This window comes from Candidatus Enterococcus murrayae (assembly GCF_017315985.1).
GTDB classification, from domain to species: Bacteria; Bacillota; Bacilli; order Lactobacillales; family Enterococcaceae; genus Enterococcus_A; species Enterococcus_A murrayae.
On record NZ_JAFLVR010000007.1, the window covers coordinates 22276 to 39136 of the forward strand.

At 41.9% G+C, this 16861-nt stretch carries 18 protein-coding genes; 1 reads left to right on the forward strand and 17 read right to left on the reverse strand.

Annotation, left to right across the window (positions count from 1 at the left end):
• Positions 1-65 precede the first annotated feature (65 nt).
• From JZO85_RS03135 to JZO85_RS03180, 10 genes are all read right to left on the reverse strand, one after another.
• On the reverse strand, positions 66-1187 hold the full coding sequence (locus tag JZO85_RS03135; protein ID WP_207107062.1) for an aminotransferase: 1122 nt from the start codon (positions 1185-1187) through the stop codon (positions 66-68).
• A 134-nt stretch (positions 1188-1321) separates the two neighbouring features.
• Entirely contained in the window at positions 1322-1975 is a 654-nt protein-coding gene (locus tag JZO85_RS03140) for an HAD family hydrolase (RefSeq protein ID WP_207107063.1), read from the reverse strand.
• 49 nt (positions 1976-2024) lie between these two features.
• Entirely contained in the window at positions 2025-2585 is a 561-nt protein-coding gene (gene hxlB, locus JZO85_RS03145; RefSeq protein ID WP_207107064.1) for a 6-phospho-3-hexuloisomerase, read from the reverse strand.
• A gap of 16 nt (positions 2586-2601) precedes the next feature.
• Entirely contained in the window at positions 2602-3237 is a 636-nt protein-coding gene (gene hxlA / locus JZO85_RS03150) for a 3-hexulose-6-phosphate synthase (protein WP_207107065.1), read from the reverse strand.
• 19 nt (positions 3238-3256) lie between these two features.
• Entirely contained in the window at positions 3257-4249 is a 993-nt protein-coding gene (locus JZO85_RS03155) for a dihydroxyacetone kinase subunit DhaK (RefSeq protein ID WP_207107066.1), read from the reverse strand.
• A gap of 5 nt (positions 4250-4254) precedes the next feature.
• Positions 4255-4905, reverse strand: a complete 651-nt coding sequence (gene dhaL, locus JZO85_RS03160; protein WP_207107067.1) for a dihydroxyacetone kinase subunit DhaL — start codon at positions 4903-4905, stop codon at positions 4255-4257.
• Positions 4906-4911: 6 nt separating this feature from the next.
• The gene (locus JZO85_RS03165) at positions 4912-6072 is read right to left on the reverse strand and encodes a mannitol dehydrogenase family protein (protein WP_207107068.1); all 1161 of its coding nucleotides are present in this window, start codon (positions 6070-6072) and stop codon (positions 4912-4914) included.
• Complete coding sequence (locus JZO85_RS03170; protein ID WP_207107069.1) at positions 6072-6503, reverse strand: PTS mannitol transporter subunit IIA; 432 nt, start codon at positions 6501-6503, stop codon at positions 6072-6074. The genes JZO85_RS03165 and JZO85_RS03170 overlap by 1 nt, the downstream gene beginning before the upstream one ends.
• Positions 6504-6519: 16 nt before the next feature.
• Positions 6520-8511, reverse strand: coding sequence for a BglG family transcription antiterminator (locus tag JZO85_RS03175; RefSeq protein ID WP_207107070.1), 1992 nt, complete (start codon positions 8509-8511; stop codon positions 6520-6522).
• Between the two features lie 63 nt (positions 8512-8574).
• Positions 8575-10029, reverse strand: coding sequence for a PTS transporter subunit EIIC (locus tag JZO85_RS03180; protein ID WP_207107071.1), 1455 nt, complete (start codon positions 10027-10029; stop codon positions 8575-8577).
• Between the two features lie 188 nt (positions 10030-10217).
• Between JZO85_RS03180 and hxlB (JZO85_RS03185) the strand changes: the two genes are divergently transcribed.
• A complete protein-coding gene (gene hxlB, locus JZO85_RS03185) occupies positions 10218-10775 on the forward strand; it encodes a 6-phospho-3-hexuloisomerase (protein ID WP_207107072.1) in 558 nt (185 codons plus the stop codon).
• A gap of 63 nt (positions 10776-10838) precedes the next feature.
• Here hxlB (JZO85_RS03185) and JZO85_RS03190 read toward each other — a convergent pair whose 3' ends face one another.
• Genes JZO85_RS03190 through JZO85_RS03220 form a run of 7 tightly spaced genes read right to left on the reverse strand, consistent with a single transcriptional unit; the run spans position 10839 to position 16859 of the window.
• Positions 10839-11705 carry a class II fructose-bisphosphate aldolase gene (locus tag JZO85_RS03190; RefSeq protein WP_207107073.1) on the reverse strand — a complete coding sequence of 289 codons (867 nt, stop codon included), beginning with the start codon at positions 11703-11705 and terminating at the stop codon, positions 10839-10841.
• Positions 11699-12238, reverse strand: a complete 540-nt coding sequence (locus JZO85_RS03195) for a DUF4428 domain-containing protein (RefSeq protein WP_207107074.1) — start codon at positions 12236-12238, stop codon at positions 11699-11701. The genes JZO85_RS03190 and JZO85_RS03195 overlap by 7 nt, the downstream gene beginning before the upstream one ends.
• On the reverse strand, positions 12235-13704 hold the full coding sequence (locus JZO85_RS03200; protein WP_207107075.1) for a xylulokinase: 1470 nt from the start codon (positions 13702-13704) through the stop codon (positions 12235-12237). Before JZO85_RS03200 ends, JZO85_RS03195 begins: the two co-directional genes overlap by 4 nt.
• A 15-nt stretch (positions 13705-13719) precedes the next feature.
• On the reverse strand, positions 13720-14766 hold the full coding sequence (locus tag JZO85_RS03205; RefSeq protein ID WP_207107076.1) for a zinc-dependent alcohol dehydrogenase: 1047 nt from the start codon (positions 14764-14766) through the stop codon (positions 13720-13722).
• Positions 14767-14776: 10 nt separating this feature from the next.
• Positions 14777-15607 (reverse strand): PTS system mannose/fructose/sorbose family transporter subunit IID, encoded by an 831-nt coding sequence (locus JZO85_RS03210; protein ID WP_207107077.1) that lies wholly within the window; start codon positions 15605-15607, stop codon positions 14777-14779.
• Complete coding sequence (locus tag JZO85_RS03215) at positions 15600-16364, reverse strand: PTS mannose/fructose/sorbose/N-acetylgalactosamine transporter subunit IIC (RefSeq protein ID WP_207107078.1); 765 nt, start codon at positions 16362-16364, stop codon at positions 15600-15602. The genes JZO85_RS03210 and JZO85_RS03215 overlap by 8 nt, the downstream gene beginning before the upstream one ends.
• 18 nt (positions 16365-16382) lie before the next feature.
• Positions 16383-16859: a PTS sugar transporter subunit IIB gene (locus tag JZO85_RS03220; RefSeq protein ID WP_207107079.1), complete on the reverse strand. Its 477-nt coding sequence runs from the start codon at positions 16857-16859 to the stop codon at positions 16383-16385.
• Positions 16860-16861 lie beyond the last annotated feature (2 nt).

A 16861-nucleotide genomic window follows, 5' to 3' on the forward strand; every position in this document is an offset into this window, starting at 1 on the left:
ACTTCTTATGTTCCGAGCAATCAAAAAAGCGTAACGAATTCAAGTCATTTCGTTACGCTTTTAGTTTAGATTGTTGCTAGGTATTCAGAGAATTTATTTAGGCCAGCGATCAGCTCTTCCGTGCTGCAGCCATAGCCGATCCGCACACAGGATTCAAATCCAAAACAATCGCCTGGGGTAAATAGCAATCCATGATTATTGATCAAATCAAGGCAAAGCTCTCGACTTGAACGATCAAAGTCATAGTAAAGCAAAGTGACGGTTCCCGCCTGGGGTTTTACGTATGAAATATGCGGCTCCTTCGCCACCCATTCATCTAGGATTTTTAAATTCTCACGAACAATCCTTTGACTTCTTGCTAGAAGCTTGTCCTTATTAGCCAGAGCAATGGCTGCTAGTTCTTCATCCAGCATCCCACAGCTGATAGTATTGTGGTCTCGATGCAGCAGACACTGCTCTAAGGCGGTTTTATCTTTTGTCGCGATCCAGCCTAAGCGCAGACCAGCCAGCGACCAAACCTTTGACATGCTGCTGACACTGATTCCTTTGTCATATAAATCAACGATCGATGGACTATCTGTCTCATCCTGAGTCAAGCCGCGGTACGTTTCATCAGAAAGTATATACGCACCTGCTTTTTCAGCGATATCAATAATTTCCTCCAACATTTTCTGATCCATCAACGAGCCGGAAGGATTGTTGGGATTATTGATAATAATTAATTTCGTTTTCGACGTAACCAGCTTTCTTAATTCTGCTACATCAGGTAAGAAATTATTTTCAGGTGACAAAATATGCTCCTTGACCGTTGCTTGAAATGATGCAGGGATTGAATAGAGCTGCTGATAGGTTGGCAAAACCGCCACTACTTCATCCTCAGGTTCAACCAATGAATAGAGGACTAAATGATTGGCTCCGATTGCTCCATGAGTCGTTGTGATCTCCTCTTCGTTGATCGTTTGATAAAGCGAAGCGATCCCCTTTTTGAAGCGCGGATTGCCAAATATATGACCATAAGTCAGACGCTTTTGGGCTAATTCGCTTAACGTTTCAGTCTTATCTAGTTCAGCAATCTCAAACAGCTCATCCATACTGATCGAGTCAACACAGGTTTCGCCGGTATTGTAAATCGCCTTATCCTCATGTTCATTCATCCATAATTCCACTTTAAACGGTTCTATCTTCATTTAATCGCTCCTTTTTCCAACAATCGATGAAAAGCTCATCATCAAATTTTTATCTTCTTATTATAGAGGATAAACTTCATTGTAGCTAGAAGGGATTCCATTTTTTTAAATAAAACAAGCAGCGTCAATACTGATTAACTCGATGAATGAGTGACCGAGCGGAGTACTTCAAAAAAGTCAGCGTAGCTGCTTTCGACTAGTCGCTCGATCTCTAATGTAGGATCAACAAAATTTTTAATATGGACACAAGAGAGTCCGGCATTAACCGCAGACAGGATGCCGTTTGGCGAATCTTCATAAACTAGGATTTGATCAGCTGGATGACAGGCGATGTCGATCGCTTTATGATAAATTTCTGGATCGGGTTTTCCTTTACTCACCTGATCTCCGTAAACACCAAAAGAAAAATAGGAAGCCAGGCTCGTATTTTCCAGAATCCTTTCTGCTTCTTTTTTATAGCTGGATGTCACAATTCCACAGATAACTTCCTTACCTGCCAAATAATCCAAATACTCGCAACACCCTTCAGTTACTGGAAAAACTGCATTCTTTTGTGCCCGCTTTCGTCGATCCATAAACTCCTCAAATAATTGATCAAACATTGGAATCTCACCAAAATGAGTTTGAAACAGTGTTTTCAAAACTGACGTTGGGGAGCCGACAACGCTTTGATAAAAATCTTTTTCTAAACAATACCCTTCTCGAGCCATTAATTCCCTCCAAATAGAGAAGTAGTAACGCTCAGAATCAATCAGTGTTCCATCTAAATCGAATAGTACAACTTTCATTTTACCCTCCCTAACCAAAGAGCACCGAGCCTTTGCTCGATGCCAATTTTTACTCTAGATTTGCGTGACGGTAATCCATATCCGACTGCTTCTGTTTTAATTCCTTTTTCAAATCAACGATTATTGAATCGTAGACTAGCCAGGACAATTGTTCAAAGGACGAACCATTTGGCTGGATTGACGGCGCTTTTTCAGTCGCCTTATCACCTGTTGAAATACCTGGAATTTGAATCAAAGCATCTGCCATTGTCCCAATCGGATTCTTCGGATGAATCGTGATCGTCGCCAAGCGTGCTTTTTCACTCTTGGCTTTTTTCGCCATATTGACTAATCCCTCAGTACGGCCCGAACCAGATCCGATAATGATCAAATCATTTTCACGAATGGAGGGCGTTGTAGGTTCACCGACAAAATAAACGGTGAAGCCTAAATGCATCAAACGATTAGAAAATGCCCGGGCCGCGAAGCCAGAGCGTCCCGCTCCGGCAATGAAGATACGTTTCGCCTTTAAAATCAATTCCTGTATTTGTTTCAGCTGTTCTTGATCAATCTGTTGAGCATCTTCGGTCAATTCTGCTAAGATTGCCAACAAGTTTGTAGATGGTGTCATCTTTCGCTTCCCCCCTCTACGCCTTGGTAAGCATCGCTTCTTTAATTAAGCGTGCCTCTTCTACTGGATCCGGCGCGTGAGTGATGCTGCTGCCGACAATAATAATATCTGGGTTCATCTCTACATACTTATCGATTGTTTTACTGCTGATTCCGCCAGCCACCGCGATTTTTGTCTTTTTCGCACAAGCGGTCATCACCTTCAAATCATCCAATGGCGTTCGGCCACACGCCTGTTGATCTGCACCAGTATGAACGGCTAACACATCCACTCCCAATTCTTCCATTTCAACAACCTTTTCTTCGAGGTTTGCCACACAGATCATATCAACAACCACTTGCTTTTTAAAATCAGTCCCAGCTTTCACACACTGTTTGATTGTCGCCACATCCGTTACGCCTAAAACCGTCACATATTCTGCTCCTGCTTCAAAACCTAATTGCGATTCATAATAACCGCCGTCCATTATTTTTTCATCCGATAGTATCTCTTTGTTCGGAAATTTTTCTTTGAAGCGCCTAACAGCCTCCATTCCAGAATCAATCACAAATGGTGTCCCGATTTCAATAATATCAACATGTTCTTGGACCTTTTCCGCAAAGTTTAGTGCTTCTTCCAATTTTAATTCATCCAATGCTAGTTGTAATTTCATTTTTAATTCATCCTATCCTTTAGTAGTTTTTCAACCCAATTGCTTGACCTTCTGCTTCCATCAATTCTGTAATCTCTTCATCCAAATCAACGATCGATAATGATATCCCGCCCATATCTAGCGAAGTAACAAAATTGCCAACAAAAACCTTCTCTACCTGATGTCCTTTTTCTTTCAGTGTTTCCAAGACTTGACCGCAAATCACATACTGTTCCATCAACATGGTCGAACCAAGTCCGGAGATCATGACTGCCAAATTCTTTTGCTCGTCAAATTCAAAATCTGTCAAAATTGCCTCAGTCATCTCAATCGCAATCTCTTTTGCGCTGCCTAATGGTTTTTTCTCGATTCCTGTTTCACCATGATGACCGATTCCAAACTCCATTGTTCCATCAGCAATCAGGAAATTCGGGTTTCCTACTGCTGGAATCGTACATGGTTTGACGCCCACGCAAATACTTCTGGTGCGATCCACAACCTTTTTCGCAACTTCAATAACTTCATCTAATGTACCGCCTGCTGCAGCTTTTGCTCCGCCAACCTTCCACATAAAATAACCACCGGCGATTCCGTGACGTTTTTCACGAGTTTCTTTAGGTGAAGACGCAATATCGTCTGTTGCTACCACATATTTCACTTCAATATCTTCATCTTCTGCCATTTGGATCGCCATCTTAACGTTCATTGTATCTCCTGCATAATTTCCGAAAAGACAAGCTACACCTCGCCCGCTGTCTGCCTCGATCATCGCATCTAAAAAAGCTTGTGCAGGTGGCGAAGCAAAAACCTCCCCAATTGCCACTGCATCGAGCATTCCTTGTCCAACATATCCTAGAAATGCCGGTTCATGCCCACTACCGCCGCCAGTGATGACACCGACCTTTTCCTTTTTTTCTTTGAGAGTGACTACTCGATCATTCAAAGTTGAAAGCACAACTTCAGGATGAGCTGCAGCATATCCCTTCAGCATGTCCTCCACGATAAAATCTGGATCATTCACAAAAATTTGCATTAATTTTATTCCTCCACCAGGTCATTTATTGTATTTATGAACGCCTCAATAATCAGGTAACAAGAAGTTGCCCCAGCATCTTGATGACCGATTGAACGATCCCCGATGCGGCTTGCTCGTCCAATCTTCGCTGGAATCTCTTTTGTTTTCTCAAGCCCTGCTTTTGCGGCGGTTAGTGATTGAATTAAACAAACATCGAATGGGGCATCATCAATAAAATATTTTTCGTAGGTTTGGATTGTCGGTACTAATACATCGATCAGACTCTTATCTCCCACCTTTGCGTCTGTTAAGTCAGAAAGATTTAGGTAAGCCTTCTGCAACATTTTCATTACGATTTCGCTTGTGATTATCTCGTTTTTCCTTGCCGCACTGCTTAACCCTTGAAAGAAGCTGCCGTATAAAGGGCCCATTGATCCGCCGATTTTAGTGACCAGCACCTGGCTGATCACCTTGAAGCCATCACTCATAGTGTATTCAGTCATATTGTCCAATTCTTGGCGAGCGAAAGTAAACCCTTTGTTCATATTGATTCCATGATCACCATCACCGCCATGACTGTCGACTTCACATAAGTATTGTTTGTTCGTTTGAATCGTCTCGATGACTGCATCGACAATGCGACTTGCTTCTTGATTTGAAAATTCTGTCCTCATGTTGGCCTACCCCTTTATTTCCAAAAATCGTTGATAGTTTTTCTTGATTTCTCGATGCATTCGATTTTCTAACGGTATTTTAGTGAAATGCACGATTGCTTCATCGATTCCATGTTCAGCTACATAGGCCAATAGTTCGACCGATTGCTCATCCTCTGGGTTATCAAATAGGAAGGCCGCTGCTATTCCTTCTAACAGTCGATTATTTTTCAGCTCTAACTCTTCACATTGGACACAAGGACCGACTAAACGTTCCTCCGGCTGCAGCTTCCGAATCGGTGAGCGAGAGACTCGCGTGATCATATCCTTGATTCCTGGTGTTTGATAACGATCCATGATGAAATCAATATAGTCTGCCATATCTTGTTCAGTAAATCCATACTTTTCCATTAATAGTTGTGCTGATTCCCACATCGTTTCACGAATCTGCTGCACTAAGTCCTCAATATGGAAGACATCTTGGATAATAGAGTAACCATGAACAAAGCCAATATAACCAGCCCAAGCATGTCCGCAATTCACGACATAAAGCTTTCTCTCAATGTATTTTTGTAGATTTGTTGTATAGACAGCATCTTTGATCGGTTTGTCTTCAGGATCTACCAGCTTCGATTCTTCGATCACTAATTCATGATCACGGCCGATATCGATCGTCTTTTTACCATCATGCTCTGAAGCTAATACCATGCGATCGACTGCTGTATTAGGAAATGCAGCGATGCTGTCCAGCCATTCACTCGCCGATGAATCAAGAGCAAGGATCGCCTTACGCAAAATCTCGCTGTTAAACATCGCGTTCTCACAGGCTAAAATGTTCACTCGTTCCCTTCCGCTTTCAGCCCGCTTCTTCAAACCTGCCAAAAGAACCGGCGCAATCTTCGGCAAATTTTCAGCCCATACTGCTGTGGTAATCACATCTGTCGTACTGATTGTTTCAACAATCTCCGTTTGATCATCAAGCGAAGACAAAGCATGGATCTGTGTTAATTGCTTCTTCTTGTAATCCTCATTGATCAAATATAAATCGAAGGTTTTCGTTTCATTGATTTGCTTGACTAACTCGCTGTCAATATCAACGATCGTTACCTCATAATCGGATTCATGTAGTAAATCAGCGATAAAACCGATCCCAATACTTCCTCCGCCAAAGTGTAATGCCTGTTTCATTAAACAACGACCTCCTCAAAAATTTTAAGAATCTCTGCTTTTGATGTTGCTTGACGTAAAATCTCCACATTCTCCATTTCAGAACAAATAGTTGCTATCTGTCCTAAAATCTCCAAATGTTCGTTGTTCTTTCCGGCAATTCCAAATACTAAGTAAGCTGTGTTGCCATCAAAATCAACACCTTCTGGCACTTGCAGCAATGAAATTCCAGACGAGTGGATTTTTTCTACCGACTTTACAATTCCATGAGGAATGGCAATATTGTTCCCGATGTAAGTAGAGACTTCTTCTTCTCTTTCCAGCATATCTTGGAGATAGCTTTCTTCGACATAGCCGTTTTCAACTAGAATTGCTCCAGCTGCTAAAATCGCTTCATTCTTGTCTGCATAACTCTGATTCAACTGAATGTTCTCATTCTTAAAAATTTTCATTTCCTCATCTCGCAATCTATACAATTTCATTCATTTTTACTAAATATGTTTTCAACTCACCCGCGGATTTGATTTTGGTCAACTCGTAGACATGATCGAAGAAAAGCTCCTTGACTTGTCTATAAAACTTCTGACTGAGTTCAGAAGCATCTTCTGAAGTATCGACCACTATTAGATAGTAATTTCCCAGCTGGTTTGAGCTCTCTGAAATCAGCTGAATACGATCAGCTGCTATTGTCGTGTTTCTTCGAATAATGAAGAGGACCGTTTGATTCTGCTGCACAGTCGTTTGAATACTATTTGTCAATTTTGCTTCATCCACTTCCAAAAATACGGCTAATTGTTTTATCGCGTCTCTTTTTTTCTTAACCTTTTTGGTGAAGACTTCTCTTTCACTGAATCGACATTCTTTCATCAGCTCTAGTATTTTTTGGGCGTAGAACATCTTTTTTGTTAAGTGTTTTTCAAACTCTTCGACAGTCATTCGCTTCTGCCGCTGGATCGTCTTTAGATCGGAATACTTATGGTTGTTAATTTTAGTTTGTACCAAAGCCAATTCTTGTTCGTTTAACAAAGGAGAGACTTTTAAGTATTCTTCTGGCGCTAAAGGTAAAGGAATCGTAGATAAAACCAGTTCGTAATCATGCACATTTTTATTATGCAGATCAGTTAATGAAATAATATCCTTTACATAAACCTCCGGTACTTCATATTCCAGACGACTGGTGAGCATTTTTGATGAGCCCATACCGCTGGAGCAAACAATCAATACTCGAAAAGCCTTATTCGACAATTTGTCGATCATCATCACGAAATATAGAACCAAAAAGCACAATTCATCTTCTGGGAAAAAGTCTTTGCCAAACACTTCCGTCGCTGCTTTACTGACAATTTCAAAAATGAATAGGTAATTCTTTTTAATTTCATCCTTCATAGGATTTCTTACAAATAGACCACTATTAATTCGTGTGACGGCCTTTCTTAAATGGGCAGATAAGTCGCGAATTTGCCGTTCATTCCCCTGCAGCTTCACGCCCAGCTGTGCTTCAACGTTATTAACCATCTCCTTCACAGAAATCGCACTATCGTTTTCAAAGCGCGGAAGGTCAAACGCATTTGATGGATCCTGTTGGAAATACAAATGGATGATCCATTTTAAATAATCCAGGAATGATTCAGGATGACTTTTTTCAGCTAAAATCGTTTTTTGTTTCTCAATCATCCGATGATATAATTTGAATCCTGTCGGGTTTAATTCGATGGCAATCGTGTCGATCGTATTATTTGGCAACACCGTCAGGTTGCAAACATCCAGCCACAATGACAGTAAAATTACCAACTCTTGCAGGTCATTATCGTCAATATCCACCTTTAGCTGACCAAGCAAATCATAAACAAAATGGAGCGGTTCTTTGATTTTTTGAAAACAAATCTTTTTGTAAAATGAATCCTTTGAATGCTTTAGTAAAAACCATGCGATAAATTCCGATGAAGCCACGTGTTTCGTCAAGATGTCTAAAATTAGAATATGGCGATTGATCATATCTGTCTCTAACTTGATGCCTTCACCTTTTTTAGAAATCACTCGAATCCCTTTTTCAAGCAGATTATCCGTTAGAAAGGCGACATCTTTTTTGATTGTTGAAAGAGAGACTAATAATTCTGCAGCAATCGCCTGCATCTTGATATAGTCCTCTTCCAACAACAAAATCAGTGTGATTAAATCGACTCGTTCCGTTACAGAAAGAATTGGATGAATATTTTGTTTTTGAAATGCTTGCTTCAACGCAGTTAAATTTTCCGACTTTCCCTGTATCTCGAAACCTTCAGCAGGAATGGAAACCAACTCCAAGTGAAAGGTTTTCAATGTCGTCTTAATATTCTTTAACTCTCTATATACAGTCCGTTCATTAATATTCAACCGGTCACTGATATCTTGTACCGTATGCTTATTTCTACTATTTAACAAAATCGTTAAGATAGAGCTTTCTCTGGTAGATAAATACATTTAGATTCCTCCCCATCATTAGTAGAATTCATCATACTACACTAAAATGAAAGCGGATACACCTTATTCACCATTATTTTCTTTGATGAACTTGATGAATCGATCGTACTCACTGTTGTCCAAGAAATTCTTGATTGTCAAGATGGGCACTTGTTTTCCCTTAGATAAACCTTTTACTCTTTCCAATAAAATCTCATTTGTAATAATTAGATCAGCATCCTCAGGAATATTGTCGACGGAAACGTTCTTGACTGTTACCTCTAACATGTTTTTTCGAGCTTTTGTATTTAACATTGACGCCCCCATGGCACTAGAGCCCATTCCAGCATCACAGGCGATGATTACATTTTTAATCAATTTACCTGCTGGCATAATAGCCGCTTCTTCATTTATTTCTGGAACTGCTGTTTCAAATCCCTCTGCAGAAGGGATTCCGGCTGGTTCAACCGCCAATGCCGCTTCTTCTGCTGCCAAGTCCTTTTTTAAACTCAATTTCAAGAAAAAAGCTCCTACTGCAAAGGAAACCAAGACTGCCGAAGCATACATCGCGATATTTACAACGAAGTTTCCACGAGGTGTCATCATTAATAACGCTAAGAAACTACCCGGTGAGACCGCGCCAACAGTTCCCCCGCCAAAGAGTTGTCCAATGGCCAGTGCTGTCATATTCCCTGCGATTGGACCTAAAATAGTAATCGGTTTGATCATGGCATAAGGAAATGCTACTTCTCCGATACCACCTAAGAATTGAATCAGCATTGATGCTGGTGCTGATTTTTTTGCCATACCTGTTCCAAACATTGAAAAAGCGATCAATAAGCCAACCCAAGCGCCACCGTTTGCCTCAACTAAGAATAATAGCGATTTTCCTGTTTCCAATACTTGCTGCGTTCCTAGTGGAATCATAATTCCGTGATTTACAGCATTATTTAAGAATAGAACCTGTGCTGGTTGGACAAAGATACTAGTCAACGGAATCAAATTCCGTGCCATCAACCAGTCGACACCACCTGAAATAAACGATAGAATAACTGCAAAAATCGGTTCAACTGCTACAAAACCAACCAAAGCTATCGCAAAGCCAAGAAAGCCTAGCGAGAAGTTATCCACTAACATTTCAAGTCCTGGTTTGACTTTCCCTTTAAACAGTTCATCGATTTTTTTCATTAATATTGCGCCGATCGGACCCATAATCATACCGCCGATCAACATCGTGATATCTGCTCCAACTACTACCCCCATAGTTGCCAAAGCGCCGATCGCACCACCGCGCTTTCCATAAACATTGTACCCGCCCGTATATCCTATCAATACAGGTAATAAATAATTCAAAATCGGTGGAACCAGTTCATTTAAATGTTTATTTGGTGTCCATCCAGTCGGGATGAAAAATGCTGCCATCAAACCCCAAGCAATGAATACACCTATATTCGGCATAACCATTGAGCTTAAAAATCCACCCATACGTTGAATTTTCGCTCGCCAGCTGTTTGCATTTGCAGGTTGCTGAAACTCCATTTTCTTTTCCTCCTTGAGAATATTCATTTTTCGAAGGCGCCTTCTGACATTAATTATAGGGGGCGTTATCTCGAAAAGCTATCGCTTGAAAGGACACCTTTGTCAGTCAGTCTCTGTCAAAGATACTCTTGTGATGGTTTTCAATAGTCATTAGACTTTGATTACAACGAAATATTGGAGGGAATTGTATGTCAGTAAAAGTACACACAAGAGAAATCATTGAGGAATTGAGAGCCTTTGTAGAACACGAAAAGGACGAGCAGCTGGATCAATTGGTTCATGCAATCTTACACGCGGATAGTATCTTTCTTTCAGGTGCCGGTCGTTCTGGAGTAGCCATCACAGGTTTCACAAACCGGCTGCTTCATTTAGGCTTATCGGTTCATCTCGTAGGAGAGATCAGCTGTCCAAGAACTAAAAAAGGGGATTTGCTAATCATCGGGTCTGGTTCGGGCACGACTGCTAGCTTAGTCGCTCTCGCTGAAAAAGCAAAAAAGAATGCTGTGAAGATTGCTTTGCTTACGATGGACAAGGATTCAACAATTGCTGACTTAGCTGATGTGGTGGTCGTATTACCAGGGGTTTCGCCAAAATTGAAAGAAAACAACCTCACCTCCATTCAACCAATGGGCTCCGCTTTTGAACAAATCAGTTTTTTAACCTACGATGGAATTATTTTAGAACTGATGGATAAAATGAAGGAAACAAGCAGCACAATGGTAGAAAGACATACGGATTTGGAGTAAATAGCAGCAAAAAGAACGGCAGGGAATGAATCAGACTGATTCAATCCTTGCCGTTCTGCTATTCTATTTCCCACCAAAGATCTTCATTGCCCGCACATAGTCTTCTTTCAACGCTTCCGTCGATCGATTAATGCACTCTTCTAAGAAGTACTCCTGGGAATCTTCCTTCAGGTACTCCTTCAATGCAGTGGCTCCTGCCTTATTTGCATAGGTATAATAATTGATTTTAGCAATGCCGTTTGCGATCGCCGTTTGATAATCTTCGGCATCAACGCCTGAACCGCCATGCATCACTAATGGGATAGTAACGGCCTGATAGATTTCCTTTACACGCTGCAAATCCAGTTTTGGCTCCTTCAGATAGATTCCGTGAACCGTTCCAAAAGCGATCGCCAAGCAATTTACACCTGTTGCATCGACAAATTCCTTAGCTTGTCTGGGATCAGTATAAATATCCGTCTCACCGATTTGATCATCATCGGGTGCACGTCCTTCTCCACCGCCTAAAGAGGAAGTAAAAACATGACCTAATTCTGCTTCTACACTGACACCTAAGCTATGTGCTGCTTTCACAATCTCTTTTGTCCGAGACACATTTTCATCAAATGGCCGATCAGAAGCATCAATCATGACAGATGTAAAGCCCAGCTTCATTGCCTTCATTAGTACATCGTAGCTTTTTCCATGATCTAAATGAACGACCACTGGAACTTTGCTTTCCTTAGCATAATGAAGCATGATCGGACCGATTTCTTCCAAAGGAACTAAGGAACTATGCCCTTCTGCGTGCTGCAAAATTACCGGCATATTGACTTCTTCGGCGGCTTGAATAGCGGCGCGAACCATTTCTAAATTGGGTACATTAAACGCAGCGATTGCTTGTTTATTTGCTCTGGCCTGCTCTAAAACCTCCTTCAAACCTGCTAGCATGCAACGTCCTCCTTCGATTGTTTGATTTCGGCAACGATATTAGCCGCTAATGAACGCATCGTTTTATAGGCCATACTGTCACGGTTGATATAGTTGGGGATCAGCCAAATCTCTCGTGTTTCATTTTCAAGGGACAAAACCACTTTGATAGAGCCCAATTGCTGCTGCTTTTTCTTAACCAGCCTCTCGATCTGCTCCTCCACCACTTGGCAATTGCTGATTTCCGTAAAGGAATAAATCTCCGGCTTCAAGTTTTCCTTGGTGTATTTTTTGTGGTTGGGCAGACAAATCTGCTGGTTCTTATCATCAAAAAAGATCAGTTGATTGATTTTTCTAGAAATTTCAAAGGATGTACCTGCTGGCTCTGACTGCGCATCCTTCAACATAGCCAAAAGTTCCTCTTTAGTCTTTGTTTTGATTGTTTGAGTGAAATTAGCGCTGACTTTTTCGTAGCATTGTTTGCAAACATAGCCGTCGGCACATTTGAATTTGATCCATTTTACTGGTGTGCTGCAAATCAAGCATTTTTTCATTTATCGTCACCTCCGAAACGCATTAAAAGCTGGGGCAGCTTTAAATACTTTTTATATTGCTGATTGTATTTTTCAATTAGAACCGGGTCTGGTTGAATCAGCTGTGCTTCATTTTCTGGAAAAGTGAAACTGCCCTCGACGCCTATAATTGCTAAGATTGCGGCCCCATGAACTGCCTCTTGAGACGTCAGCACACGTTTGATTGGATAGCCTAAACTATTGGCAAAAATTCTGATCCATAGCTCACTTTTGGCTCCGCCGCCAACGATCGTAAAATACTCTGGCTGTTCCTCATTTTTCATGGCCTCGAACAGCTGTCGAATACCAAAAGCCAAACCTTCTAATACTGCCAAATACATTTCTGGTCTGCCGGTTTCGAGGCCTAATCCAAGAAAAGCCCCTCTTAATTCAGGATCAGCGAATAACGTTTTTTCACCGTTCATATGGGGGAAAAAGAAAACCTCGTTCTCCCCAAGTAAATCCTGCGGAATTTCTTGCTGCTCCCCACCATAGTCCTCTGTTTTTAAGATTTTCTCCAGCCACCAGCTATTGATTTTAGCGCCAGCCTGCACCGTCCCTTGTGTGATGATCGCGTTATCTTCTTCAGTAATTCTAGCTGCGACATTTTTTCCCTTCGATTTTAATTGTTGCTTACGATTAGGAATGGCCACTACACCAGATGTCCCTAATGAGATCAACGGCTGCAGATTTTCGAAGCTGCCAGAAACAATTGCAGACGCTACATTGTCGCCTGTTCCTGAAATGACTGGGATAGTCTTGGCAATCATTAATCTCTCGCAGATCTCATTCGTCAATTCTCCAATAACTGCCGATGCAGGGTGAATAGCAGGGAAAAGCTCCTTATCCAGCTCAAATAATTCTTGAACTTCTTTGGACCATTGGTTGGTATGTAAATCATACAAAGAGGACGTTGAGGCATCGCAATAATCTGTCGTATAGGTTCCGGTCAGCCGTAATTTCACATAATCCTTTGCAATCAGAAACTTATTGATCCGCTGAAATTGCTGCGGTTCATTTTCCTTTACCCAAAGTAAACTGGCCAACGGACTGCCGGTTGAAACGATTTTGGCAATATGAGCAGACTCAGGGTGGCTTTTCAAGACCTGTTTGATTGCTGGAAGTGTCTTTTTAGTTCGATTATCGTTCCACATAATAGCAGGCCGGACAGAAAAACCGTGTTTGTCTACAAACACGGTCGTGTGCATCTGCCCAGTAATCCCAATTCCCTTGACCGTTTCAGCAGGAATCTGTTGGAACAGCTCTTTCAAACCGTTCACTGTGATCTTGATCCATGTATCCGGCTCGATCTCTGCCCAGCCATTGTGTGGCGTTTGATAATCGTACGCATAGTGTCTCTCAAAAATAGTTTCCAACTGCTTGGTTACAGCAGCCACCTTGATCGACGTGGTCCCGATATCTAATCCAACATAAACAGATGCACTCATCTTTCTTCCTACTTTCTATTCGTCAAAGGTAATAATCGTTTTTAGCGTATCCGGCCGCAGCGCGTATTCAAAGGCTTCGACAGCCTCGGTATAATCAAAGGTCTTGGCTAACAATGGCGTGACATCCACAATTTTTTTAGCGATCAATTGAACTGAACGATAAAAAGTCGGGATTTTCGGACTGACCGTACCAGTAATCAGCTTCTCATAGGAATGGACACTCCCCATATCCGTCGGTACAGGATCGTTTGGATGCAGCGAGCTGAACATAAAAGTTTGCCCGCCCGTTGCTGTAAAGTCCATCGCCTGTTTGGCAATTTGCGGAAGTGCGGTCGTATTGAAGACCACTTCCGCACCTCGCCCTTCTGTTTGCTCTTTAACGAAGGCGACTGCATCGACTTTAGTTGGATCAAAGGTTACATCCGCTCCTAATTCCTCCGCAAGCTTTCGACGTTCTGGATTCGGCTCGCTGAGAATGACACGAGTACCGGATAATTTTGCCAAAATGACATGGAACAAGCCCATCACACCGCCGCCGATAATTACGACATCCTGCCCAAACATCAATTGCGCCCGTTCCACACTATTGACGACACAAGCTAACGGTTCAGTAAATGCACTGTGAGTGAACGGTACCTCTTTCGGATATTTATAGAGCTCACGACTTTTAACAGCGATATACTGTGACATTCCTAAGAAACCAGAAATACCTTCTGGATTTTGAAAGGTCGTTGACTTCGCGACTTCAATACAAAGGTTCTCCCTGCCTGTTTTACAGTAATGGCATTCTCCGCAAGCAGGAATAATGTATTTCACCACATGATCCCCAACAGCAAAATGCTCAGGGTTCACCTCACTGCCGATTTCTACTACTTCGCCGCTGAATTCATGACCGCCGATTCTAGGATAGGTATACTTCATGTCCCCTAAATAATCCCGTAAATCATTGGTACAAAGACCGTTCGCTCGGACCTTCATCAACACCTCATCTTTTTCAATTACAGGCATTGGCAGCTCCTGGATCTCCAGCTGCTTGACCCCTGTCTCAACAATTGCTTTCATTTTTTCGCCCCTAACCTAAAATCCCAAAGAATCCAGTGACAATACCGACAGCTACAATTAGACCGATGATCTTCAATGAAGACCAGCCGCGCTTCATTAGAAAATAAATCAGCATCGTAAAGGCAAACGGCAGTATATTCGGCATAACTGCGTCTAAGAATTGTTCTTGCACCTTGAAGGTTGTAGTGGAGCTGACGATTTTTAGTGCTACATGCATTTTTACATAGCTGGAGATCAAGCCGCCCATTACCATACAACCCATGATTTCAGCGCCTCGCAGAACTTTGTTCAAAATTCCCTTCTCTAGAAAATCCATGACGGCATCCGCCCCGGCTCGATATCCGAACATAAAGTTGGCATAGCTCATGCCCCAAGCAATCGCGATAATAGCTACAGCATAAATGATTGAGCCCCAAATCGTGCCCTTCAATGTTAAGTCAATACAGATTGCCAGTAAAATCGGGATCAATACTCCTTGGAAGATCGTATCACCGATCCCAGACAAGGGTCCCATCAAGGATGTTTTCAAACTGGTGATAAACTCACTTGGAATCGCTACCCCTTTTGCCTTTTGTTCCTCCAGCGCAATGATCATTCCAATGATACATGAGCCAAATTCAATGTGAACGTTGAAGAATTCTATTTCCCGTTTCATCATTTCCTTTTTCTTTTCCGGATCATCATTGTACAGTCGTTTTGAGATTGGAACAAAAACATGTGCAACCGCCTGTCCCATCATTCGTTCGTAGTTATAGCATGTCTGTGGTAAATTTTCCCAAATCAGCCAAGAACGGAATAAGTCTTTTTTACGAATCAAATTTCCTTCTGCCTCTTTACTCATAGATCTCATCCTCCTCTGAATCAGCTTTATTGCCTGTAGCCTGTACATAAATTAATGCGGTTAAGCCTGCAATTACACCCAGCGGTAATAAATCTAAGCCTGAATAAGTCGCTAAAATGAAACCTAAGAATAAGAAGACTCGCGCCTCGCCCTTAAAGATATATTGCAGAGTAATCGCTACCCCTAATGCCGGCATCATTCCGCCGATAACAGTAAAAATAGTCAACGCTGTTCCGCTCAATGCTTCGATGAAGCCAGAGATGTAGCTTGCGCCAAAGTAAGCAGCTAACCCACAGGGAATGATTGTAATCAGGGCCGTCATGAGCTGAGGAAAGAGAACATTGGCTCGCCAGATTTTGTGATACTCGCCCTTTTCAATATAATTATCTGCCACGTGAACAAAAACTGAACCAAAAGTCATTCGCCCATACCATACGATTGTTCCTAATAATCCGATCGGCACGGCTACAGACAAGGCTGTTTTAGCATCTAACCCGCCAGTAATCGCAAATGCCGTTCCTAAAATCCCTGCCAATGCCATGTCGGCTGGCATTGAGCCGCCGGCCGAGATAAATCCTAAATACACTAAGTTGATAGAAGCTCCGGTCATCGCCCCCATCAATGGATCCCCCAAAATAATTCCGGTAATAAGTCCGCATACCAATGGCCGCTGCAATGACCACAACCCGACGAAGGGCAGATTTCCTATTGCTAGAAAATACACGACCCCACATAGAAATGCTTGAAAAATCGACATACCTTTTTCCTCCTTTTTTTATAATAAATTAGTGATCTCTATCAAACGCTGTTCTGGTACTAATTGATAGAACACATGAACACCCTTATCTACCATTTGACGAATCGCTTCTACCTCTGCCTGATCACAAGCGACATTCTTGATAAACGGCTTACGTTCATCACGGATACCCATTCCGCCAAGGTTGACCTGCGGCAGCTCGATCCCACCTTCAACCAACTTGGCATACGTGATCGGTGTTTTAGTCAATAATAAAATCCGTTCCTTTTCGTTATAAGGCTTTTTCAGCTCCGCAATACCTTCTTCTGTTGTAAAGGCGTCTACTCTCACCTTTGTTGGTGCCAGCGCTTTCAATATTCTTTTTTGAAATGGATCACTGGCTACGATGTCATCGATAATCACAATATGATTGATACTATAGGTCGGTGTCCAAGCCGTTACTACCTCTCCGTGTATCAGACGGTCGTCCACTCTGGCAAATACGATATTTTTCATGT

Excerpts from the sequence above, each read along its gene's own strand:
- JZO85_RS03135 (WP_207107062.1), bottom strand. The coding sequence starts at position 1,187 with ATGAAGATAGAACCGTTTAAAGTGGAATTATGGATGAATGAACATGAG.
- JZO85_RS03215 (WP_207107078.1), bottom strand. The coding sequence starts at position 16,364 with ATGTCGATTTTTCAAGCATTTCTATGTGGGGTCGTGTATTTTCTAGCA.
- JZO85_RS03165 (WP_207107068.1), bottom strand. The coding sequence starts at position 6,072 with ATGAAACAGGCATTACACTTTGGCGGAGGAAGTATTGGGATCGGTTTT.
- JZO85_RS03170 (WP_207107069.1), bottom strand. The coding sequence starts at position 6,503 with ATGAAAATTTTTAAGAATGAGAACATTCAGTTGAATCAGAGTTATGCA.
- JZO85_RS03175 (WP_207107070.1), bottom strand. The coding sequence starts at position 8,511 with ATGTATTTATCTACCAGAGAAAGCTCTATCTTAACGATTTTGTTAAAT.
- dhaL (WP_207107067.1), bottom strand. The coding sequence starts at position 4,905 with ATGAGGACAGAATTTTCAAATCAAGAAGCAAGTCGCATTGTCGATGCA.
- hxlA (WP_207107065.1), bottom strand. The coding sequence starts at position 3,237 with ATGAAATTACAACTAGCATTGGATGAATTAAAATTGGAAGAAGCACTA.
- hxlB (WP_207107072.1), top strand. The coding sequence starts at position 10,218 with ATGTCAGTAAAAGTACACACAAGAGAAATCATTGAGGAATTGAGAGCC.
- JZO85_RS03195 (WP_207107074.1), bottom strand. The coding sequence starts at position 12,238 with ATGAAAAAATGCTTGATTTGCAGCACACCAGTAAAATGGATCAAATTC.
- JZO85_RS03140 (WP_207107063.1), bottom strand. The coding sequence starts at position 1,975 with ATGAAAGTTGTACTATTCGATTTAGATGGAACACTGATTGATTCTGAG.
- JZO85_RS03190 (WP_207107073.1), bottom strand. The coding sequence starts at position 11,705 with ATGCTAGCAGGTTTGAAGGAGGTTTTAGAGCAGGCCAGAGCAAATAAA.
- JZO85_RS03210 (WP_207107077.1), bottom strand. The coding sequence starts at position 15,607 with ATGAGTAAAGAGGCAGAAGGAAATTTGATTCGTAAAAAAGACTTATTC.
- JZO85_RS03220 (WP_207107079.1), bottom strand. The coding sequence starts at position 16,859 with ATGAAAAATATCGTATTTGCCAGAGTGGACGACCGTCTGATACACGGA.
- JZO85_RS03205 (WP_207107076.1), bottom strand. The coding sequence starts at position 14,766 with ATGAAAGCAATTGTTGAGACAGGGGTCAAGCAGCTGGAGATCCAGGAG.
- JZO85_RS03155 (WP_207107066.1), bottom strand. The coding sequence starts at position 4,249 with ATGCAAATTTTTGTGAATGATCCAGATTTTATCGTGGAGGACATGCTG.
- hxlB (WP_207107064.1), bottom strand. The coding sequence starts at position 2,585 with ATGACACCATCTACAAACTTGTTGGCAATCTTAGCAGAATTGACCGAA.
- JZO85_RS03180 (WP_207107071.1), bottom strand. The coding sequence starts at position 10,029 with ATGGAGTTTCAGCAACCTGCAAATGCAAACAGCTGGCGAGCGAAAATT.
- JZO85_RS03200 (WP_207107075.1), bottom strand. The coding sequence starts at position 13,704 with ATGAGTGCATCTGTTTATGTTGGATTAGATATCGGGACCACGTCGATC.